20 protein-coding genes are annotated in these 20,915 nt (G+C 68.0%); 9 read left to right on the top strand and 11 right to left on the bottom strand.

Features of this window, described 5'->3' with window-relative positions; translation table 11 throughout:
* Positions 1 to 40 precede the first annotated feature (40 nt).
* Together SH591_RS11795 and SH591_RS11790 are read left to right on the top strand one after the other, a co-directional pair.
* Positions 41 to 829 (top strand): nucleotidyltransferase family protein, encoded by a 789-nt coding sequence (locus SH591_RS11795; RefSeq protein ID WP_324749278.1) that lies wholly within the window; start codon positions 41 to 43, stop codon positions 827 to 829.
* Between the two features lie 103 nt (positions 830 to 932).
* On the top strand, positions 933 to 1,928 hold the full coding sequence (locus SH591_RS11790; protein WP_324749277.1) for a methyl-accepting chemotaxis protein: 996 nt from the start codon (positions 933 to 935) through the stop codon (positions 1,926 to 1,928).
* A gap of 28 nt (positions 1,929 to 1,956) precedes the next feature.
* Here the strand turns inward: SH591_RS11790 and SH591_RS11785 are convergent, their stop codons facing one another.
* Genes SH591_RS11785 through SH591_RS11770 form a run of 4 tightly spaced genes read right to left on the bottom strand, consistent with a single transcriptional unit; the run spans position 1,957 to position 7,387 of the window.
* Positions 1,957 to 3,435: a putative bifunctional diguanylate cyclase/phosphodiesterase gene (locus SH591_RS11785; protein WP_324749276.1), complete on the bottom strand. Its 1,479-nt coding sequence runs from the start codon at positions 3,433 to 3,435 to the stop codon at positions 1,957 to 1,959.
* A gap of 52 nt (positions 3,436 to 3,487) precedes the next feature.
* Complete coding sequence (locus tag SH591_RS11780) at positions 3,488 to 3,988, bottom strand: response regulator transcription factor (protein WP_324749275.1); 501 nt, start codon at positions 3,986 to 3,988, stop codon at positions 3,488 to 3,490.
* The gene (locus tag SH591_RS11775; RefSeq protein WP_324749274.1) at positions 3,985 to 5,898 is read right to left on the bottom strand and encodes a response regulator; all 1,914 of its coding nucleotides are present in this window, start codon (positions 5,896 to 5,898) and stop codon (positions 3,985 to 3,987) included. Before SH591_RS11775 ends, SH591_RS11780 begins: the two co-directional genes overlap by 4 nt.
* A 16-nt stretch (positions 5,899 to 5,914) precedes the next feature.
* Complete coding sequence (locus SH591_RS11770; RefSeq protein ID WP_322832237.1) at positions 5,915 to 7,387, bottom strand: sensor histidine kinase; 1,473 nt, start codon at positions 7,385 to 7,387, stop codon at positions 5,915 to 5,917.
* A gap of 157 nt (positions 7,388 to 7,544) precedes the next feature.
* Here SH591_RS11770 and SH591_RS11765 point away from each other — a divergent pair, with 157 nt between their 5' ends.
* From SH591_RS11765 to SH591_RS11735, 7 genes are all read left to right on the top strand, one after another.
* Entirely contained in the window at positions 7,545 to 8,948 is a 1,404-nt protein-coding gene (locus SH591_RS11765) for a sensor histidine kinase (RefSeq protein WP_322832238.1), read from the top strand.
* 44 nt (positions 8,949 to 8,992) lie between these two features.
* Complete coding sequence (locus SH591_RS11760) at positions 8,993 to 9,358, top strand: response regulator (protein WP_322832239.1); 366 nt, start codon at positions 8,993 to 8,995, stop codon at positions 9,356 to 9,358.
* Positions 9,359 to 9,478: 120 nt separating this feature from the next.
* Positions 9,479 to 10,873 carry an aminotransferase class I/II-fold pyridoxal phosphate-dependent enzyme gene (locus SH591_RS11755; protein WP_322832240.1) on the top strand — a complete coding sequence of 465 codons (1,395 nt, stop codon included), beginning with the start codon at positions 9,479 to 9,481 and terminating at the stop codon, positions 10,871 to 10,873.
* Positions 10,874 to 10,945: 72 nt separating this feature from the next.
* On the top strand, positions 10,946 to 11,614 hold the full coding sequence (locus SH591_RS11750) for an OmpW/AlkL family protein (RefSeq protein ID WP_324749273.1): 669 nt from the start codon (positions 10,946 to 10,948) through the stop codon (positions 11,612 to 11,614).
* A 56-nt stretch (positions 11,615 to 11,670) separates the two neighbouring features.
* The gene (locus SH591_RS11745; RefSeq protein ID WP_324749272.1) at positions 11,671 to 12,321 is read left to right on the top strand and encodes an OmpW/AlkL family protein; all 651 of its coding nucleotides are present in this window, start codon (positions 11,671 to 11,673) and stop codon (positions 12,319 to 12,321) included.
* A gap of 171 nt (positions 12,322 to 12,492) precedes the next feature.
* Positions 12,493 to 12,732 carry a hypothetical protein gene (locus tag SH591_RS11740; protein ID WP_324749271.1) on the top strand — a complete coding sequence of 80 codons (240 nt, stop codon included), beginning with the start codon at positions 12,493 to 12,495 and terminating at the stop codon, positions 12,730 to 12,732.
* A 94-nt stretch (positions 12,733 to 12,826) separates the two neighbouring features.
* Positions 12,827 to 13,219 carry a PilZ domain-containing protein gene (locus SH591_RS11735; RefSeq protein ID WP_324749270.1) on the top strand — a complete coding sequence of 131 codons (393 nt, stop codon included), beginning with the start codon at positions 12,827 to 12,829 and terminating at the stop codon, positions 13,217 to 13,219.
* 43 nt (positions 13,220 to 13,262) lie between these two features.
* On the opposite strand, the gene virB11 is transcribed toward SH591_RS11735, so the two are convergent.
* From virB11 to SH591_RS11700, 7 genes are read right to left on the bottom strand one after another with little or no spacing between them, the layout of a single operon-like run.
* Entirely contained in the window at positions 13,263 to 14,255 is a 993-nt protein-coding gene (gene virB11 / locus SH591_RS11730) for a P-type DNA transfer ATPase VirB11 (protein ID WP_324749269.1), read from the bottom strand.
* On the bottom strand, positions 14,252 to 15,352 hold the full coding sequence (locus SH591_RS11725; RefSeq protein WP_324749268.1) for a TrbI/VirB10 family protein: 1,101 nt from the start codon (positions 15,350 to 15,352) through the stop codon (positions 14,252 to 14,254). Before SH591_RS11725 ends, virB11 begins: the two co-directional genes overlap by 4 nt.
* On the bottom strand, positions 15,352 to 16,194 hold the full coding sequence (locus tag SH591_RS11720; protein ID WP_324749267.1) for a TrbG/VirB9 family P-type conjugative transfer protein: 843 nt from the start codon (positions 16,192 to 16,194) through the stop codon (positions 15,352 to 15,354). Before SH591_RS11720 ends, SH591_RS11725 begins: the two co-directional genes overlap by 1 nt.
* On the bottom strand, positions 16,191 to 17,012 hold the full coding sequence (locus SH591_RS11715; protein WP_324749266.1) for a VirB8 family type IV secretion system protein: 822 nt from the start codon (positions 17,010 to 17,012) through the stop codon (positions 16,191 to 16,193). Before SH591_RS11715 ends, SH591_RS11720 begins: the two co-directional genes overlap by 4 nt.
* Positions 17,009 to 18,277 carry a type IV secretion system protein gene (locus tag SH591_RS11710; RefSeq protein ID WP_324749265.1) on the bottom strand — a complete coding sequence of 423 codons (1,269 nt, stop codon included), beginning with the start codon at positions 18,275 to 18,277 and terminating at the stop codon, positions 17,009 to 17,011. The genes SH591_RS11715 and SH591_RS11710 overlap by 4 nt, the downstream gene beginning before the upstream one ends.
* A complete protein-coding gene (locus tag SH591_RS11705) occupies positions 18,277 to 20,649 on the bottom strand; it encodes a VirB4 family type IV secretion/conjugal transfer ATPase (protein WP_324749264.1) in 2,373 nt (790 codons plus the stop codon). Before SH591_RS11705 ends, SH591_RS11710 begins: the two co-directional genes overlap by 1 nt.
* Complete coding sequence (locus tag SH591_RS11700) at positions 20,628 to 20,912, bottom strand: VirB3 family type IV secretion system protein (protein WP_322832878.1); 285 nt, start codon at positions 20,910 to 20,912, stop codon at positions 20,628 to 20,630. Before SH591_RS11700 ends, SH591_RS11705 begins: the two co-directional genes overlap by 22 nt.
* Positions 20,913 to 20,915: the final 3 nt, after the last annotated feature.

The following is a 20,915-nucleotide window of genomic DNA, read 5'->3' as shown; positions in this document are numbered from 1 at the left end:
CGTTAGGCACTGCGCGACCGCAAGCCTCCAGAGGAACCACGTGACGTCAGACAGCAAATGGACGGCGGTGATCCTGGCAGGACAGCGCCCGGGCGAGAATGAATTCGCCGCGGCGCACGGGCTCACCTGGAAGGCGCTGATCCCGGTTGCCGGCCAACCGATGCTCGGCCGCGTCGCGCGCACCTTGCTGCAGACGCCCTCGGTCGGCCGGATCGTGGTGCTGGCGCAGGAGCCGCAAGCGCTGATGACGGGTCGGCTCGACTGGATGGCGGACGAACCGCGCATCGCCACCGCGCTCAGCGGCGACGGCATCTCGGCCAGCGTCCAGGCTCTCGCCGGCAGCGCGGCGGCGCCCTGGCCGGTGCTGGTCGTCACCGCTGATCACGCCTTGCTGACGGCCGCGATGGTCGAGGAATTCGTGGCCGGGACGCAAGGCGCGGACGCGGCGGCAGCCGTCGTCGAGCGCCGCGTTGTCGAGGCCGCCTATCCCGAGACCCGCCGGACGTGGATCAAGTTCAGCGATGGCCATTATAGCGGCGCCAATCTCTTCGCGCTGGCCGGGCCGAATGCGCGCAAGGCGCTCGATTTGTGGGCCGAGGTCGAGCGCGACCGGAAGAAGGCGCTGCGCCTCCTGTTCCATTTCGGCCCGCTGCTGGCGCTCCGCGCGGCGCTGGGCCTGATCTCGCTTGACGACGCGCTCGGCACTGTCGGGCGCAAGGCCGGGCTGGCCGTTCGCGCGGTGCGCCTCAGCCAGGCCGAAGCCGCGATCGACGTCGACAAGCCCTCCGATCTGGCGCTCGTCGAATCGATCTTCGCGCGCCGGGCCTAGGGCGGGTCGCCGCGATGGGGCGGTCGCTTAACGCGAATTACACTTCAGCGGGTTAGGCGAGACCCATGGACCAGACCCTTCCCCCCGGCCGCAGGCTGTGCCCGTGCTGAACGTGCCTGCGCAGAACCCTCCTCATGCCGGCGACCTGCTCGCACCCGACCTCGCCGCCGAACTGGCCGAGGCTCGCCGGGCACTGGCGGAGCTTGAGGCGGAGCGGGAGGCGGACAAAGCCGAGCAGGCGCGCAAGCTGCGTGCGATCGCGGAAGCCGCCGAGCGCTTCGGCCGGGCCGCCATCGGCATTATCGACGAGGCAGGAGAGCGGAATGCGGCGAGCCGCGAGCCGGTGGAGCGCCTGCGCGGCACGGCGCGCGAAGCCAGCCGCCAATCGCAAAAGATGATCGAGGGATCGGCGCTGGCGACCAAGAATGCGCAGAGCCTCGCCTCCGGCGTCACCACCCTCTCCTCCTCGATCCTGCATATCGGCAACAGCGTCGAACAGCAGGCGGCCCTAAGCGCGAAATTGCTCTCCAGTTCTGCCGTAAGCACCGACGCGGTCGAGGCGCTGGGCGCCCAGGCAGACGATATCGGCGCGCTGGTCGCGATGATCGGCGCGATCGCCAACGCCACCGACCTTCTCGCGCTCAACGCCGCGATCGAGGCGGCACGCGCGGGCGATGCCGGCCGCGGCTTTGCGGTCGTGGCGCGAGAAGTGAAGGCGCTTGCGGCCGAGACCACGGCGGCGAGCGGGAGCATCACCGACCTGCTGGCGCGCGTGCGGCAGCGGGCGACGCTCGCGCGCGGCGCGCTGGCCGACCTCGGCAGCCATATCGGGGAACTCAACGCCACCGCCGATTCGATCTTCCAGGCTACCGTCCAGCAGCGCACCGTCGCGCAGACCATCAACATGCAGGCCGAGGACACCGCCGACGACGCCGACGACATGGCACGTCGCCTCGCCAGCTTCAGCGGCACGATCGCCGCGATCGAGACGGCAGCGGGGGAACTACACGTCGCTGGCGAACAACCTGGCGACGCGCCCGACCTCAAGGCCCTGTTCGACGCGCTGACCGCGCTGATTTCCGACCCGCACCGAGGCTGAGCGGAGGGGGCGACGCCGCCCCTCGCGCCTAGTGGAGCTGGTGGGCTCCGACTGGCTGATCGTCGCCGAAGCGAGCCAGCGCCGCCGGCGGATTGGCTTGCTGGTTGGCGATGAACGCCTTCAGATCGCCCAGCGACATCGGCGCGCCCAGAAAATAGCCCTGCAGGTAATCGCAGTTGAGCAATTGGAGCAGGCGCGCCTGCCAGTCATTCTCGACCCCTTCGGCGACGACCTTGAGCTGGAGACTGTGGCCGAGGTCGATGACCGAGCGCATAATCTGCACGGCGCGCTGGTGGCGGCCGAGATCCTTCAGGAAGGACTTGTCGATCTTCACGCAGTCGAAATCGAGATTCTGCAGATAGGACAGGCTCGAATAGCCGGTCCCGAAATCGTCCAGCACGACCTCGCAGCCGATCTGGCGAAGCTGGCGGATCGTGCTCTTGGCGGCATCGATATGCGAGATCAGCACGCCTTCGGTGATCTCCAGCCGCAGCAGATGCGGCGCAACCCGGGCGGCGAGCAATTTCTCGCTGACCTGGGCGGCGAAACCGTGGTGGCGAAACTGGATCGGCGAGACGTTGACCGCGACGGGCACGTTCTTGAGGTCGCGGGCGATCTCCAGCGCGCTGTCCAGCACCCATTCGCCCAGCTCCAATATCTGGCCGCTGGCCTCGGCCATCGGGATGAGGTCCGCGGGCGAGATCGCGCCGCGCGAGGAATTGGGCCAGCGCAGCAGCGCCTCGACGCTCGAGAGGACCCCGGTGCGGGCGTCGACCACCGGCTGCAGCGCCAGCGCCAGCCCGTCGCCCTGGATCGCCTGCTCGAGCTCGCCGCGCATGGAGGAGCGGACGGCGACCATCTCGCTCATGCGGTCGTCGAACAATTTGAACGAGGCGCCCTTGTTCACCTTCGCCTCGTACATGGCGATGTCCGCATGGCGCAGCAGGTCCGAAGCGCAGGTGGTGGACGGTGACCCGACCGCGACGCCGACCGAGGTCCCGACATGGACGAGATGTCCGTCGATCAGATAGGATTCGTAAACGGTCTCGACCATCGCCACCGCCACGTCCTCGATCGGGCGCGACGGTTCCATCTTGATGATCGCGGCGAATTCGTCGCCGCCGATGCGAGCGAGCGTGTCCTCCGGGCCGATCACGCCCTCGAGCCGCTCGGCGACTGCCTTCAGCAGCCCGTCGCCGACCTTATGGCCGAGGCTGTCATTGACCTCCTTGAAGCGGTCGAGGTCGAGGAACAGCACCGCGATTTCGCTCTGTCGGCCGGCGGCGACGATCGCCTCCAGCTCCTGGCTGAAGGCGATGCGGTTCTTCAGGCCGGTGATCGCGTCGGTATAGGCCTGGAGGCGCGACTGGGCCTCGAGTTTTTCCAGCTCGCACACCCTGCCCTGCAGCGCCGTACGCGACCGCCACAGCCGATATATGGCTGCGGCCGCCACGGCGCAGGTCAAAGCGAGAAACAGGTACGGAACGAACACCAGGAAATCCCCCACAAACGCTTACTCTATACTGCCGCGGAGCGGCCCCCCGGCCGCCCTGCGGAATTCACTCCTGATCGCTACGCTGCGATTCGAACAGTTCGCGCGTGCGCTGCGCCAGCGTCGCCTCGAGATCGGCATTGACCGCGCCCAGTGCGGCCATCGCCCTGCGCCGCATCAGCTGGGCCGAGATCCGTGCGAGCAGCACCGGCATCTTGATCGGCTTCTGGATATAATCGTTGGCGCCTGCCTCGATCGCGTCGACGATCGAGCTTTCCTCGTCGCGCGCCGTGCACATGATGATCGGCAGCCGGTTGAGGTCGTAATGCTCGCGCATCGCCTTCAGCGTCTCGAGGCCCGAAAGGTTGGGCATCATCCAGTCGAGAATGACCAGGTCCGGCGGATTCGACGAAATCTGGCTGAGCGCGCTGATACCATCGGGGCACAGGCTCGTGTCGAAGCCGGCACGGCGCAGCTGGCGATCGAGCACGACGCGGTTGTCCTCGATGTCGTCGACGATGAGGATCCTGCAGCCCGCAACGTCGAGGCCGCCGAGGTGCATGCTCATTGCGCCACCACCAGGCGCAGGCTCTGCGCGATCTGGCGGGGCGAAACATTGCCCTTGGGATGGAAGATGCCGCCGGCGCGGGTGATCGCCTGATGCTCGGAAACGCTGATCTCGCGACCCGAAATGATCAGCACCGGAATGCGCCTCAGCCGGTCGTCGGCGGTGATTGCGTCGAGCACGTCGAACCCGCTCATCCCCGGAAGGCTGAGATCGAGCACGATCGCCGCGGGCGGATGGCGCCGGGCCATTTCGAGGCCTTCCTCGCCGTTGGACGCGCGGCGGGCGGCAAGGCCGATCTGGGCTGCGGTGCGCTGGATCAGCTCGCCGGCATCGGCGTCGTCCTCGATGATCAGAATCTCGCCGGCGACCTGCTTGCAATAAACGTCGAGCACTTCTTCGAGCTGGTCGGGCCGAACCGGCTTCATCAATATGTCCGAAGCGCCCGAGCGCAGCCCGCGCGCGCGGTCGTCGGAAACGCTGACGATGATGACCGGAATCGCCTTGATCGCATCGTCGGCGCGGATTGCTTCCAGCACCTCGTAGCCGGAGGGTCCGGGCATGAAGATGTCGAGCAGGATGACGTCCGGCCGTTCAGCACGGGCGATCTCCAGGCCCTTGGTGCCGTCCTCGGCGCTGAGGATCGCATAGCCCAGTCGCGACAGCCACCGGCCCATGATGTCGACCGCGGTCGGCTCGTCGTCGATGATGAGCGCGGTCTTCTGGGTTTCGCGGCGCAGCGTATTGGCCGTTTCCATGAACGGAAGCTCGTCGTCCGCGGCTATATCGCGCGGCATTTCGCGGGGGATCGAGAGCGTGAACACCGAACCCTGGTTAAGAATGCTCCGGACCGTGACCCCGCCCCCCATCATCGTCGCGAGACGGTGGGTGATGGCGAGGCCGAGCTTCGGCCCGCTGACATTGCTGTCGGCCGGGCCGGCATTGTCCTGGAACAGCCGCGCAACCTGCTCGGGCGTCATGCCGATGCCGGTGTCGGCCACCGTGAATTCGATGCTCTCCCGTCCGTCGCGCTCGACGGCGGCCACGGCAAGACGGACTTCGCCCGCGCGGGTGAACTTCAGCGCGTTGCTGACCAGGTTGAGCAGACACTGGCGCACCTTGGCGCCGTCGCCGACCATGATGCCGATATGGTCCTCGATCTCGAACTCGAGCCGATTGCCGTTGCCGTCGCGCTTCAGGTCGAACCCGGATACGGCCGAGGTGACGAGCGAGGCAATGTCGACGATCGAGCGCTGGAACGAGGTCCGGCCCGCCTCGATCTTGGAAAGGTCGAGTATGTCGTTGATCAGCTCGAGCAGGTTACGGCTGGCCTCGAGGACGCGGCCAAGATCGGCCACTTCCTCGCTGCGCCCGCCCGAGATCGCATCTTCCTGGAGCAGGGTCGAATAGCCGATGATGGCATTGAGCGGCGTGCGCAGCTCGTGGCTCATATTGGCGAGGAACTGCGATTTGGCGAGGTTCGCGCTGATCGCATTGTCGCGACTGCGACTGAGCTCGGCGATCGTCGCGGCGTCCTTGTCGAGCCGCTGACGCACCGTGGCCGCGATGGCCTGACACGCCGCCTCGAGATCGCGCAGCGGTGACCCGGTGCTGATGTGCGAATCCTGCTCCACCGGCATAGCAAGCAGCAGGTCGGTCGGGACGGACAGGCGGGTGCCCCAATTGCGCGCAATGACGAAGACCGCAGCCGCGAACAGCGCGACGGTCAGGGCGGAAACGGTGAGGATCAGCGCGAACGAAAGACCCAGCTGCGTTGCCGCGAGCGTGGCGCCGATACCGGCAGCGCCGCACAGGACCGCGAATCCGGCGGACCAGAAAGCGACCGTGCGGCCGACCGCGCCAGCCGGTTTCTCGCCGGAGGGAGGATGGAGACGGGTTTTGTCGGAGTACATCTGCTCGTCCTGCCCTCTAGCGCGCCGCGGCTTCGGCCGCGCCTTCCGGCGAATATGGCCCGTCGAAGGTTAAAGATTCGGTCATATCCACATCGTGCCGGGGCACGGACGGGATCGCGCCTTCGGGCGCGCGGCGCGGCAGCGCCGGTATCTCGATCTTGAAGCTCGAGCCGACGCCGACCTCCGATTCCACGTCGATCGTGCCGCCCATCGCCTTGCAGAAGCGGCGCGTGAGGGCGAGGCCCAGGCCTGTGCCGCCATAGCGGTTGGAGGTGCCCTCCTCCGCCTGGCTGAAATTGCGGAAGAGCTTCTTGAGGCCGTCGCGCGAAATGCCGATGCCGGTATCGCGCACCTCGATCATGATGACGTCGCCATGGTCGGCCTGGCGCCGCATCACGGTCAGCGTGATCACACCCTTCGACGTGAATTTGGCGGCGTTGCTGAGCAGGTTGAGGATCGACTGGCGCAATTTCAGCGGATCGGCGACCACGCGCCCCGGATCGGACGAGATCTGGAGCTCGAGCCGGTTGCCGTGGACGGTGACGAGCGGCTCGACCGTCGCGACCGCCTCGTGGATCAATTCCTCGAGGTCGATCTCGCTATTTTCGACATGGAGATCGTCGCTCTCGATCCGCGACAGGTCCATCACTTCGTTGACGAGCGCATTGAGGTGCCGGCCGGCGGCGTTGATCCGGTCGAGGTCGGCGATCTTCTGGCTCGCGCCCGGACTGTCCTCGAGATCGTCGCGCAGCATCTCGCTATAGCCGATCACGGCGTTGAGCGGCGTGCGCAGCTCGTGGCTCATCTTCGCGAGGAAGATCGACTTCTGGTGGCTGGCCTCTTCGGCCTGGCGCATCGCCTCGCGCAATTCCTCCGTGCGATGCCGGTGAAGGGTCGCAGCCTCGCGCAGCGCCGAGCTGTCGCGCATCACGCTCTCATAATAAAGCGCGACCAGGGTCACGTAGATCAAGGCCGACGAGATCGACAGAAGGTTAACCAGCCACAGGCTTTCGAGCGGCAGCAAGTCCGGAAACTCGCCGACCATCACGCGCGCGGCGGTGAACAGGACGAGCTGGATCGCGACGCCGGTAAGGACGAAGCGCGCCCTGTCGGCCAGGTAGAAGAAGCCCAGCAGCAACGCGATCAGCAGCCACGGCAGGAAGGGCGAACTGATGCCGCCGTAGAAGAAGGATCCGAACAGGCTGAGCGTCACCAGCGCCTGCACCGAAAGCATCGCCGGAACGAGCAGGCCCTTGGTGCGCCGCACCAGGAACGGCATCAGCCAGAAGAAGCAGATGTTGAGCTCGATCGCCCAGAAGATCCAGCCGATCTCCTCGGACGCGCGATAGAGGAAGACCGTCACCGACTGCCCCAGCAGCGGCCCGAGCAGGTGCAGGAACACGAAGGTGGCGAACATCAGGTAGCGCGATGATTCGCCGCGCGCCTCTGGCGGCACGAAATAATCGACGACGTTCCTCAACCAAGCCACGATGATCCCCCCTTGCAGGAGATCGCGGCTAACCCTTCGATCTGAATTTCTCGTAAATGCGGGGCGAAAGGTTCTTTACGCGGCGGTAACCGGTGGCCTGTATTCCAGGCCCCACGAACGGGCGCCAGGGGGGTGACCCAGGGGGGAGTTTCGACACATGCGCCTCGGTGCACAGCGCATATCGGCGCGTCTCGACGCCTTCCTGGATTATTTCATCCCGACCGAAATCCGGGTCCGCCCGGATTCGCATCGCCGCGCCCGTATGTTCATGCTGAGCCACGTGTTCGGGCCGTTCCTGGGCAATGTGATCCCGCTCTATCTCTACATCGTCGGCATGGAGCTGGATTACCGCTTCTGGGCCTTCGCCTGCTCGATCACCGCCTTCTGGGTCTATCCCTTCCTCCTGAAATGGACTCGCGCCTACACCGTGCTGGCGTTCATCTCGGTCGAGAACCTGCTCTTCTGCATCCTGTGGGCCTGCTATGCCTATGGCGGCATTTATTCCCCCTTCCTGCCCTGGCTGCTGATCACGCCGACGCTGGCCTTCTTCTACCTGCCGTCGACCGGCCGCGTCCGCGACGGTCTGCTCGCCCTGATCGCCGTCAACGTGCTGATCTTCGCCGGGCTGGTCGTCTTCGACTTCCACTTCCCGCCGGTCGACCTCGACATGTTTCAGGTGATCGGCATCATCTCGACGATCAGCGCCTCGATCTACGTGGCGATGATGTCGCTCTATTTCGCGCGCGTCCTCCAGGAGCAGCAGCAGTTCGAGCGCGAAGTCGGCGACCTGCTGGCGACGGCGGAGAATCTGCGCAGCCTCACCACCGCCGCCCAGCAGGCCAGCGTCGCCAAGGCCGATTTCGTGGCCAGCACGAGCCACGAGCTGCGCACGCCGCTCAACGCCGTGATCGGCTATAGCCAGTTGCTTCTCGACGACGCGCTCGACGAGGGCGACGACGCGATGGTCAAGGACCTCGAGAATATCCGCGGCGCCGGCACGCACCTCCTGAAGCTGGTCAACGACATCCTCGATTTCTCGAAGATCGAAGCGGGCAAGATGGAAGTCTTCGCGACGCGCGACGACGTCGCCCAGCGCCTCGCCGAGATCGAACGGTCGGTAGGGCCCGAACTGGCCGAGCGCGGCTATACGCTGACCTCGCGCCTGCCCGAGCCCGGCGTCCTGATGGAGACCGATTGGGGCGCCCTCACCAAGGCCGTGGGCCATGTCCTCCTCGGCGCGGCCGCGTCCCCGACCGGTGGATCGCTGCATCTCCAGGTCGGCACCGGGCGCGGAGGCATGTGCCTCATCAAGATCGTGGACGCCAACGGCGCCGCCGACGGACGCCCGATCAACAAATTGTTCGACATCTTCCACGACGATCGCGACGCGAGCCCGACCAAATATGGCGGCGCCGGCATCGGCCTCGCGCTCGGCCAGAAGTTCGTCATGCTCGTCGGCGGTACGATCGGCGTCACCCATGGCGCGTTCGGCGAGCGCACCTTCACCATCACCCTTCCGCTCGAGGCTCCCAGAGCGGAGCAGCTGGCCCTCGCCAGCTGAACGGGCATCCCAACCAACGCGCAGTATTCTGGATCGCAACCGCAATGACCAAAGTCCTTATCGTCGAAGACAATGAAATGAACCGGGACATGCTGCAGCGCCGGCTGGAGCGGCGCGGCTATGAGATTGCGTGCGCGGTCGACGGTCCGGACGGAATCCGCCTCGCGCAGCAATTGCAGCCGGACATCATCCTGATGGACGTCGCGCTTGGCGAGATGGACGGGTGGGAAGCCTCGACCCAGATTCTGGCCACTCCCAGCACCCGACATATCCCGATCATCGCGCTCACCGCCCACGCGCTCGAGAGCGATCGGCGCAAGAGCGTCGAGGTCGGCTGCGTCGATTTCGAGACCAAGCCGATCTCGCTCACCGACCTCATCACGAAGATCGAGAAATATGTCGGCGGCTAAACCCGGCGGCGCCGTTACCGTTATATATTATCTATTTAAGAGCTTCCGTTTTAATCGCTTTTTGGGGGGAACAGTATGTCGCAGTTGAACGAGGACCGCCTTCGGGCGCTGGGCGGAAGCATGCGCGATTTCCGGTATCTCCCCGGATCGGACCTGCTGGCGCGCGTCCAGGCCTTCTACGAGTGGCAGGAGCTTCGTCGCGAGACCGGCCTGTGGCCGCTCGGCCGTTCGACCGAGACGGGCCCACGCAGCAAGTGCGTCGCCCGCACCGACGAAGGCGAGATGTTCGAAGGCATCAACTTCGCCTCGCAGGACTATCTCAGCCTCTCCGCGCACAAGGCGATTTCCGACGTCGCGATCGATACGATCAAGGAATTCGGCGTGCACAGCGCGGGCTCCCCTGCCCTCGTCGGCAACACCTCGCTCTCCCTCGCGCTCGAGCGCAAGATCGCCGAGTTCCTCAAGATGGAGCACGTGACGCTGTTCCCGACCGGCTGGGCCGCGGGCTTCGGCGTCGTCAAGGGGCTGGTGCGCCCGTCCGACCATATCGTGATGGACGCCCTGTCGCACGCCTGCCTGCAGGAGGGCGCGCAGGCCTCGACGCGCAACATCCACCTGTTCCGCCACAACAACCTCGATTCCGCGCGCGAGAAGCTCGCCGCGATCCGCGCCAAGGATCCGGACAACGGCATCCTGGTGATCACCGAGAGCCTGTTCTCGATGGATTCGGATACGCCCGATATCACCCGCCTCCAGGAGCTGGCCCACGAATTTGGGGCCACCCTGATGGTCGACGTCGCCCACGATCTCGGTTGCCTCGGCGACGACGGCCGCGGCCACATCGGCATGCAAAACATGATCGGCAAGGTCGACGTGGTGATGGGCAGCTTCTCGAAGACGTTCGCGTCCAACGGCGGCTTCGTCGCGACCAACCAGCGCAGCGTGAAGGAATATCTCAAATATTACGCGTCGCCCTGCACCTTCTCCAACGCGCTGTCGCCGATCCAGGCCGCGACCGTTCTGAAGGCATTTCAGATCGTCGATTCCGCGGAAGGCGCGGCGCTCCGCAAGAGCCTGATGACCAACATCCGCTTCCTGCGCGAACTGCTCCACGGCACCAGCTTCGAGACCTATGGCGATCCCTCGCCGATCGTCTGCGTGAAGATGGGCAGCGAAGGCCTCGCCCGCCTCGTCGCACGCCGCCTTCCCGAGCTCGGTCTGCTGTCGAACCTGGTCGAGTTCCCGGCCGTTCCGAAGGGCCAGGCCCGTTTCCGCATGCAGGTGATGGCCGGCCATACCAGCCGCGACATCATCGACTCCGTCCACCGCCTCGGCGTGGCCCGCGGCGACGCCGGGCTGCAGCTCGAAGCGCTGCAGAACGGAACCGCCGATTTCACTACCATCGATGCGATCGCCGCCAAGCCGAAGCGCACCAGCCGCTCCACGGGCGGCGACGTGGTCGAGGCCGCGCCGCGCGATTCGGGCGCACGCGGCTCCCGCAGGGCGGCCGGCTAGGTGCAAACCCAAGGAAAAACCACGGCTTTCATATTTAGTGGGTCGTTAACGCGGACTCGTTAGGAGGCCGCAATGATCAAGAGGTTCAACGAGATGAAAAGCGCTTCTCTTCTTGCCGCCGTCGCCGCAGCCGCGCTTCATGCGCCCGCAGCGGCACAGCCGGCCGCCGCGCATGACGGCTTTGCGCGCGTCGGCGTCGCCCGTCTCAAGCTCGCCGACAAGGGCGGACTGGCGATGGACGGGGCGCCGATCGCCGGGGCCGGCTACACGACGCCCGAAAAGTGGATGGGCAGCTTCGATCTCGGCTATTTCGTCGGCAAGACCATCGCCGTGCAGGTTGCGGGCACCACTCCGGTCAAGACGCCGAACCTGCCCAACGGCACGCTGGACGGCACGCCGAACCTCGGCACCGACAAGTTCAGCCTGTTCACGGCCACCGCCACCTGGCACCCGCTGCGCGGCGGCACCGTCTCGCCTTATGTCGGCGCGGGCCTCGAATGGTTTCATGTCTGGTCGATCCGCGACGAGCTCGCCGACAATCTCGACGTCAAGGACAAGGTCGGCCCGGTCATCCAGGCGGGCGCCGAGTTCAACCTGAACGAGCGCTTCGGCGTCTATATCGACGCCAAGAAGGCGTTCATCAAAACCAAGGCTTCGGCCAATCTCGGCCCCAGCGCGGTGACCGCCGAGCCGCAGCTCGATCCGTTCATTCTGCAGGCCGGGGCGGTGGTCCGCTTCTAAGGAGCGGGTCTGCGGGGCAACGCTCAGGCCGGGCGCCGACAAGGGGGAATAAGACAATGCAGCGCTTCGTTCTGACATCCGGCCTTGCGGCCTTGCTCGCCGGCGCCGCGCCGGCGCATGCGGCCGACGGCGATCGACCCGACTGGTTCGTCAAGCTCGCCGCGACCCGGCTGACGCTAGCCGACGACATCGCGCTCGAAGTCGGCGGCAACCCGGTGCCCAATGCCGGCATGAACACCAAGCCGCATGTCACCCCGACGGTCCATGTCGGCCGCTTCGTCGCCGACAATGTCGCGGTGGCCTTTACCGGCGGTCTTCCGCCGCACATCTCGATCGCGGGCCGCGATGCGCTGCAGCCGTTCGGCAAGCTGGCCGAGACGACCTACGGCCCCGCCACCTTGATGGTGCAATACCACCTCAACCGCGACGGCACCGTCCGGCCCTATGTCGGCGCCGGCGCCTGCTACATGCTCATTTTCAGCGCCAAGGACGGCAGCTTCCAGGACGTCGAGATCGACGATGATCTCGCCCCCGCGCTCGAGGCCGGCGTCGAGTTCATGGTGACCAAGCGTCACGGCATTTTCCTCGAGGCCAAGAAGGCGTTCCTGCGCACCGAGGCACGCGGCAGCTTCGGCGGCGCACCCGTCGCCGCGGACATCCGCCTCGACCCCTGGGCGATCAGCGCCGGCGCCACCATCCACTTCTGATCCGCGAGCCGCGTCGGTCGCGGCCGTTACGAACTCGCTAACCACGAACCTGACGAGTCGATTCACCTCCCTCCTCTAGGAAGCGAATCGTGGGAGGTGCGGATGAGGTTTGCGCTACGACCAAAAGCGGAAGGCACCGGCCCCTCGCGGCGCCGGCACGAACGCGTTCCAGTGTCCTTCGCCGCACCCACGCGCTCGGTCCGCCACCCCGACACGCAGATGGCGATCTGCAACCTCTCCAGCGGCGGCTTCATGGGGCGGTGCGCGATCGATTTCCCGGCCGGCACCGAATTGTTCCTCCACGTTCCCAGGATCGGCTGGCGCCTCGCCACCGTACGCTGGACCGAAAACGGCCTGATCGGCGGCAAGTTCGTCTATTCGATCACCGTCGAGAACGCCTTCCACGACTGACCGCGGGCAGTCCTTCATCCTTCATTGACACTGTTCGTTGCAGGAATATGCACAACGTGCCGCAGCATGGCGTCGGGACTTGTCAGGGGGGAAGATGCTGAAACTGTTCTCGAAGCGCGCTTCAGCGCCGCAGCACAAGGAGCGGGCGCGGCGCGACACGATGCGCTGCAGCGCCACGATCTGCGTGGAGGACGGCTTCCACCGCGCCGAACTGTCCGACATTTCGAAGAGCGGCTGCAAGGTGACGCTCGATGCGCCGCAGCCGCCCGGCCGGACGATCCAGATCGCGCTTGAGAATTTCCACAGCCTCAGCGGCACCGTGCGCTGGTATCGCGACGGCGTCGCCGGCATCCAATTCTCCCGCCCGCTCGGCGAGGCCGCGCTCGCCAAATGGATGCACGCGATCGCGAACGGCCAGCGGACCGACGGCGACGCCCCCGCCGGCCCGCGCGAACGCCGCGACTTCTGGGGCGACAAGCTGGGTTAATCGTCGAGCCGGCCGCGCCCGGTCTCTACATTCCCGATAGCAGCTAACGGCTGAGCACGATCTCCGCGACGCGGCGGTGGCCGGCTTCGCGGGTGAGCTGGACGAAGATGTCGACGGTCGTCCGGATATAATGGCGGACGTCGTCGCGGCCGAGCTGGGTGCCGGCCTGGAGCGCGAGCAGGACGATCTGCTCGATCGCGCGCTCGGCGCTGTCGGCATGGACGGTGGTCATCGATCCGGGGTGGCCGCTGTTGACCGCGCGCAGGAAGGCATAGGCCTCGTCGCCGCGCAGTTCGCCGAGCAGGATCCGGTCGGGCCGCATGCGTAGCGACGCCGCCACGAGATCGTTGGCGGTGACGTGCGATTCGCCGAGCGCGCTGCGCGCCGCGAGCAGGCCGACGGCATTTTCGTGGCGCACCAGCAGCTCCGGCGTGTCCTCGATCAGGATCAGCCTCTCCTCCGCCGGGATCTCGCGGATCAGGGCATTGAGGAAGGTCGTCTTGCCGGTCGAGGTGCCGCCCGAGACGAGGATGTTCTTGCGCGCCCGCACCGCGGCGGCGAGCATGCCGGCGATGTCGCCTGCGGCGAGCTGGGCCGCCAGGGCGCGGTCGGTGTCGTCGCGTGCATGGAGGTCGCGGCCCTTGGTCTCCGCGAAGGCACCGCCGGCGGCGTAGTCCGTGAGCGTGAGATCGGCCGCGACATGCTTGCGGATCGCCAGCACGAGCGGGCCGCGAGTCGCCGGCGGCGCTACGATCTGAACGCGCGCCCCGTCCGGCAAAGTCGCCGACAGCAACGGGTGCTCGCGGCTGATCCCCTGGTGGGAGAGGGAAGCGATCTGCCGCGCCAGCCGCGCCAGCGTCGGTTCGTCGAGCCCCGGGGCGTCGTGCCGCTCGATCGCGCCGCCGGTCGTCTCCACCCACAATTCGCCGGGGCGGTTGACGTAGATGTCGGTCACGTCGGGCCGGCCCAGCATCCCGGTCAAAGGCGCGAGATAGGAGCGGAGATAGACCTGGCCGCTCTCCTCGGCCGCGCTCATCGCCGGCTCTCGGCGCCGGTGAAATCCAGGTCGCGCGCGACGAAGATGCTGATGCTGGTCCCCTGCCGGACCTTGAGCGTCGGCGTGATCTGCGCGGGCTGGATGATCTGCGTCACCCCCTGCGTGCTCGGCGGCAACGCGACGATCACGGTGCCGTCCTTGGTGCGCGAGGCGAGGTTGACGCCGATGTCGAGCGCGGACTGGAGGATGGCGCCGGCGAAGCGCTCGAAGAAATGGGTGTTGACCGAGGCGCGGATGCCGGCGCGGCCGAGCGGGTCGCCGGCCGGCGACCCGATCGCGATCGTCGCCCCGTCCGGCCGGATCAGGCGAGTCCAGGTGACGAGCGCACGGCGCTGCCCGGGCGCGACTTCTGAGCGATAGTCGCCGATCAGCCGGCTGCCGCGCGGGATCAGCACCCTCGTGCCGTCGAAACCGCGCACGTCGCGCGAGACGATCGCGCGGGCGAAGCCGGGACGGGTCGAATCGAGCGCGGTCTCGAGCACGGCCGGGATCAAGGTCCCCTGCACGACGGTGGTCGAGCGGTTGGCGAAGGCGCCCGAGCGGACCCGGCCGGTGGAAAGCGGGGCGCCGGCGCCAGCGGCCGGCGGGGCGGCGCCTTCGGCCGCGGCCTGGGCGGCGGCGGTCTGGCCGGCGCCGGTATCGACGACCAGCGCAGGATCGGTCGTCACCCGCGCCGGCGGCGGTGGCGGCTCGGTCGGGATCGGCGTCGGGACCGGTTGCGGCACATAGACGATCTGCGGCGGCGCGGGCGGCGGTGGCGGCGGGGTCGGCGTCACCGTCCTCGGCGCGAGGAGGACGGCCGGCGGCGGCGGCCGCTCGGGCGGGATATAGAGCGGCGGCGGCGGCGCTTGTATCGCCAGCGCGTCGGCGGCGCGCACCCGGACAGAAGGCGCGGTCGCGGCGCGGCGGCGGGCGTCGAGCACGGCGAAGAGCAGCAGCCCGGCGATCAAGGCGGCGAGCCCGATCAGCCAGAGCGGCAGGCCGGCGCGCGGCCGCGCCACGATCGGCATGACCCCGCCCTCGCCCGGCACGAACGCCTCGGTCCGCGGATCGTGCGGCGGCGGGCGCGCCGGCATCAGCGCCGCCTGCGCGGGACGACCCGCGTGGCGCGCGCTACCTGCCGGTCGATGCGGAAGGCGAGGCGCGGCACGACGCTGTCGACCACGAACAGGCCGTCGCGCATCATGCCGTTGACCAGGGTCTCCTCGCCGCGCGCATCGAGCGCGTAGACCGCGGGCAGCGCGGCGTCCTTGGGCCATTCGATATAGGTGTGGCGGCCGTCGTCGCTGATCCGGGCCGGGCGCAGTGCGCGCACCCCGCTCAGCCGGTAGCGGCCCTCGATCAGAGTCGCCTCGCCCGCCGCGTCGTCGGCAGGGGCGGCGCCCTGGGCGGCCGGATAGCGGAAGCGCACCCGATAGGCCATTTCGGGGCTGGGGCCGTAGAGCGGGACGAGATCGAACGCGTAGAGGCGCGCATCGGTCACCACCGTCATGTTGGTGGTGACGCCCGACTGGAGCGGCTTGATGAACAGCATGTCGCCGCGGCGGTTGGCGGTGACCTGCCAGGCGCCGCTGTCGCCGACCGCGACATTCTCGACCCTCTCGTCGGCGCCGAGCTCGACGGTGAGCTGGTAGCCTGGCGCCGCCTGCAGGACGATCACCTGGTCCTCGCGATAGTCGACGGTCTGGACGCGGGGGTCGGCCGTGGGAGGCGGAGGGAGCGGCTGGGCCGCGGCCTCGGGCGGCGGTTGGGGCTCGGGCTGCGGCGGTGTCTCGGGCTGGGCCTGTGTTTCGGCCTGGGTCTGGGTCTGGGTCTCGGCCTGAATCTGCGTTTCGGCTGGGGCCGATGTCTCGGATTGTGCCGCGAGCGGCGACGCCGCGCACAAGAGGAGCGCGAAGCTGAGCGCCGCCGCTCTCATAGCTCGGGCTCCGGCACTGCCGGCCGTGGCGGCGCGGGCCGGACCGGGACCGTGGCGACGGGGACTGTGGCGACGGGGACCACCGCGATCGGCTGTGGCGCGGCCTGCGGCGGCGCCACAAATACGGTCTCGGGCGGCGGCAGTGCCTCGGCATCGCGCCGGTAGCGCACGACCTCGAAGCCCAGCGGATTCACCAGCCGGTCCTCCATCCGCATCGGCTCGCCCGAATAGCGGTAGCGGATCACGGCGACCCACGCCCGGGCCGGCTCGGTGCGGCCATTGGCGTCGCGGCGCTGCGTGTCGAACCGCACCAAGGCGACGTTGGTGCCGACCGGGGAGACGCTCTTCACCCGCGTTTCCACCACGGTCGAGCGCGGGTAGCGCGCCAGCGGGCTCTCCGGGTTCGAGATCTGGACGCCGGCGATATAGCCCGACCGCGCGGTGCCGTCGGACCACAAAGCCACCTTGCGGTAATTGGCCTGCAGCGTGTCGATGTCGAAGCTCTCGCGGGCGATGACGTACTGGACGAGGAAGGACTGGGTGAGCGCGGTGTCGCCCGCCAAGCGCTTGGGATCGAGCGGCTCCAGCGCCTGGACGAAGCCGGTGTTGCGATCGACCAGCAACGTATAGGGCTCGACCGTCTTGAGCGGGGTCAGGATCAGCAAAGCGAGCGCCTCCAGCACCGCGATCGAGCCTGCCGCCGCGGCGACGATCCACGCCGTCCGCCGCGAAGCGCGCAGGGCCTCGCGCCGGTCGCGCGCCCAGCTCTCGGCTTCGGCATAATAAGCGTCGAGCGCCTCGCGGGACTGCTTGTTCATGCGCGGCGGCCCCCGTGGTTGCGCCGCTCGGCGCTCGCCGAGACGCGGTTGCGGGTGCGGCGGAACGACTGGCCGAGCGGGACCGGGGCCGGCGGCGCCGGATCATGCGGCCGGACCTGGACCGAGGTCGCGCGCGAGAGCGCCGCCCCTGCGAAAGCCGGGACCGCTGCGACCACGGGCCCTTCCTCCCGCCGCTTGGCGGCCGTGACTGAATCGGCGATGGCGACGGCCCGCGATCGCGGGTCGGCCGCGATATCGATGCGGGATGTGGACGATGCTGCCACGACGGTTTCGACCGGCCGCTGGCTGGCGCGGCTCCAGACCGGCGGCCATGCGGTGGGCAGAAGCAGTCCCCGCGCGACCGCGGCCGCCGCGATCAAGGTGGCGAGCAGGCACAAGGCGAAGACCAGGGTCATGCCGAGCAACTCGGCGGGCACGTTGGGCGTCGGCACCGCCAGCCGCCGCAGGCTGATGACCGAGGCGAGCCACGTCTCCATCAGCGCCAGCTGGACGGCGAGGATGATCGACGTCCCCAGCGCGCCGAGCGCGACGCCGATCAGGCCCCTCAGCCAGCCTGCGAAAAGGCCGCGCGTGCCGGCAAAAAGCAGGAACAAAGCGAACAAGGGGCCGAGCGCGAGCAGCAGGCCGGCGACCAGCCGTACCGAGGCGAAGGCGCCGATCGTCGCGGCCAGATAGACGGTTCTCGCCTGCGCCACCGTCTTGGCATCGCGGTTCGCGTCCCATCGCGGCCGGTTCTGCCGCGCGATCAGGTCCAGCTCGCCCAGCGACGGGGCGGCTTCGGGGGCCGGCGGCATCTCGGCCTGCGGCGGCCGGCCGGTGCCGATCACGGAGAGCTCGGCCAGCATCGTGTCCACGCCCTGCAGGCGCAGTATCAGGCTGCCCTCCACCCCCGGCAGGCCGGCCGGGCCGCCGATCTCGGCGGCGATCTGGGCGGGGCCGCGGAAAGCGACATCATAAGCGAGGGTCCGAAAGGCAGGCCAACTCGTCGCCAGCGCCAGGACGATGCCGATCTTCACGACCGCGACCACGCCCTCGCGCGCGGTGGGCGCGTCGCCGAGTAGCAGCCGGTAACCGAACAAGGCGACGAAGATGGTGAGCGCCGCCGTCAGCGCGACCGCCGTGGCCGAGCCCGGAGCGGACAGGGCTTGGTAGCCGGCCTCGCCGATCGTCTGCGCGTAGCAGTCGACGGTGGCGAGCGTGCTGCGCAGGAACTCGCTGCTCTGGCCGAAGGTCGGGCAGGCCATCACGCCACCTCCAGCAGGCGGGGCAGCCAGTCTTCCGGGTCGTCGCCGCTGTGCGCGCGGATCTCGTCGAGCAGGCGGACGGTCCGTTCGCGCCCCGACAATATGGTGAGCAGATCGCGCTCGCCGGTCAGATCGAGCCGCGCCACCACGCTTTCGCCGCCATGCTTGACGAGGAAGCAATGGGCGTTGTCGGGCAAGGTCCGGACCAGCTCGTATTCGTGCGGCGTCAGCCCGAAGCCCTCGATATAGTCGCTCGCGCGCGCCTTGGGATTGGCCATGAAGATCTGGGTCGCGGCCTGCTCGATGATCGCGCTGGCGATGCGGCTCTCGAGCGCGTCCTGCGCGCTTTGGGTGGCGAAGCCGACGATGCCGTTGCGCTTGCGGATCGTCTTCTCCCAGTCCTTGATACGGCGCACGAACACTTCGTCGTCCAGCGCCTTCCAGCCTTCGTCGACGACGATGATTGCCGCCGTTCCGTCGAGCCGTTCCTCGACACGGTGGAAGAGGTACATCATCGCCGGCGTGCGCACCGCCGGGTCGTCGAGGATCTGGGTCATGTCGAAGCCGACCGCCTGCGCGGAGAGGTCTATCCGGTCCTCGGGATTGTCGAACAGCCAGGCGCGCTCGCCGTCGCCATGCCAGGGCCGCAGCCGCGCCCACAGGTCGGCGCCGTGCGGTCGCTCGCCGCCGCGGAACAATTCGGACAGATAAGCGAGGCGGCGATGCTCGGGCGGCTGCCCGAAATTGGCGTCGACCGCGTCCTTGATGCGCGCGATCTCGTCGATGTCGGCGCCACCGGCGAGAAGGGCCAGCCAATCGATCAGGAACTGGCGGTTGACCGGATTGTCGTCGAGCTGGAGCGGGTTGAGCCCCGAGGGCGTGCCGGGCCGCAGCAGATCGTAGCGGCCGCCGATCGCGCGGATGAACAATTCGGCGCCGCGATCCTTGTCGAAGAAGATGATGCGGGGCGAGATCTTGCGCGCCTGGGCGAGCAGGAAATTGAGCACCACCGTCTTGCCCGATCCCGATGGGCCGATCACGGTGAAATTGCCGAGGTCGCCCTGGTGGAAGTTGAAATAATAAGGCCCCGCCGCCGTCGTCTCGAGCAGGGTGATCGCCTCACCCCAATGGTTGCCCTCGGCCTGGCCGAGCGGGAAATTGTGAGCGCTGGCCAGCCCCGCGAAATTGCCGGTCGAGACCAGGCCGCGTCGCGCGATATATTTGAAGTTGCCCGGGAATTGCGCCCAGAAAGCGGGCTCCAGCGCCATCTCCTCGCGCACCGCGATGATGCCGAGATCGGCGAGAGCCGCCTGCGCCTCGGCCACCGCCTCGTCGACCGCGGCCGGCGTGTCGCCGCGTAGCGCCAAAGTCATGTGATGCTCGCCGAAGCCGGCGCGGCCGGCCGCGACTTCGTCCTTGGCGGTGGCGAGGTCGGCGCGCAGGCTCAACGCCTCGTCCTCGGCCGAGCGCATCCGCCGCAGCGCCAGGTTCATCCGACCCAGGGCCGCTTGGCGGTCGACGAAGCCGAACGATTGCGACACCACCATCTCGAACGGCAGGCGCAGCAATTCGTCGAGCATGCCGGGCGCGGTCTGGCCCGGATAATCCTTCAAAGAGACGATGCCGAGGAAGCTGCGCGGCGACGGCGCCGCCGGGCCGAGCTCGACCGTCTGGCCGAAGCTCACCCGGCGATAGGGGAGATAGGCGCCGAGATCCTGCATCGGCAGCAGCACCGGCCGCATCTCGCCATTGTAGAGCGTGGAGAGGAATTCGAGCGGCTCCGAGCACGGCCCCTGCGGCGTCTGGTAGATTCCGAGCAGCCGCGGCCCGTAATTGCCGAGCGCGGCGAGCAGGGCGTCGCGGGCCGCATCGAGCGCGCGCAGTTCGTAGACCGCCTCGGCCTCTTCTTCATTGCTGCCGGTCCGCCCAAGCATCGCGCGCAGCCGGTCGAGCCCGCTCAGCCGGCCCTGCAGCGGGCGGCGCACCAGGGTCAGGAACAGATCGTTGACGTAGAGCCGCTTGCCCGCGAGCCGCGCCCGCCACGCCGCGTCCAGGCGGCGCGAGAAGGGATCGGGATAATCGGCCGCGCCTTCGTCCGCGATCCGCCGCCGGACGATATGATGGTAGAGCGCGAAGCGGGACGATCCGATCGCCTGCAAGGTCGCGTCGCGCAGCCGCTTCCGGTAGTTGAGCTCGTCGGTGTCGGCGGTCTCGAACAAGAGGCCGCGGACGTGGATCACCTGCATCAGCAGGCCGTCGCGCGTCTCGATCGTCGCATCGTCGACGTGGCGCGCATAAGGGAGATGGAAGCCCGCCGGCCGCTCGCGCGCGGCGGCTCGCTCGTCGCGGGTCAGGGGCGGTAGGAATTGCATCGCCAGATCGCATAGTTGCGCACGCGCGGACAGCGCTGCAGCCGGGTCAGCCAGAGGTCGAAGAAGCGCGGCTCGCGCAGGCACATCAGCATGCCGGCGAGATGGACGATGACGGCGGCGGCCAGTGCCCAGGCCGAGCGGAAGATCAGGAACGCCTCGGTCGCAAGGACCGCGTTGGCGACGAAATAGGAGTAGGTCACGCCGGCGAACATCTGGGGGCGCGTCAGGGCGACGAAGAGCGGATCGCGCTCGAGCCCGTTCATCCG

Source organism: Sphingomonas sp. LY54 (assembly GCF_035594035.1).
Classification (GTDB): Bacteria; Pseudomonadota; Alphaproteobacteria; order Sphingomonadales; family Sphingomonadaceae; genus Allosphingosinicella.
The sequence above is the reverse complement of the archived record's forward strand: the minus strand, read 5'-3'. Positions and strand labels throughout refer to the sequence as shown.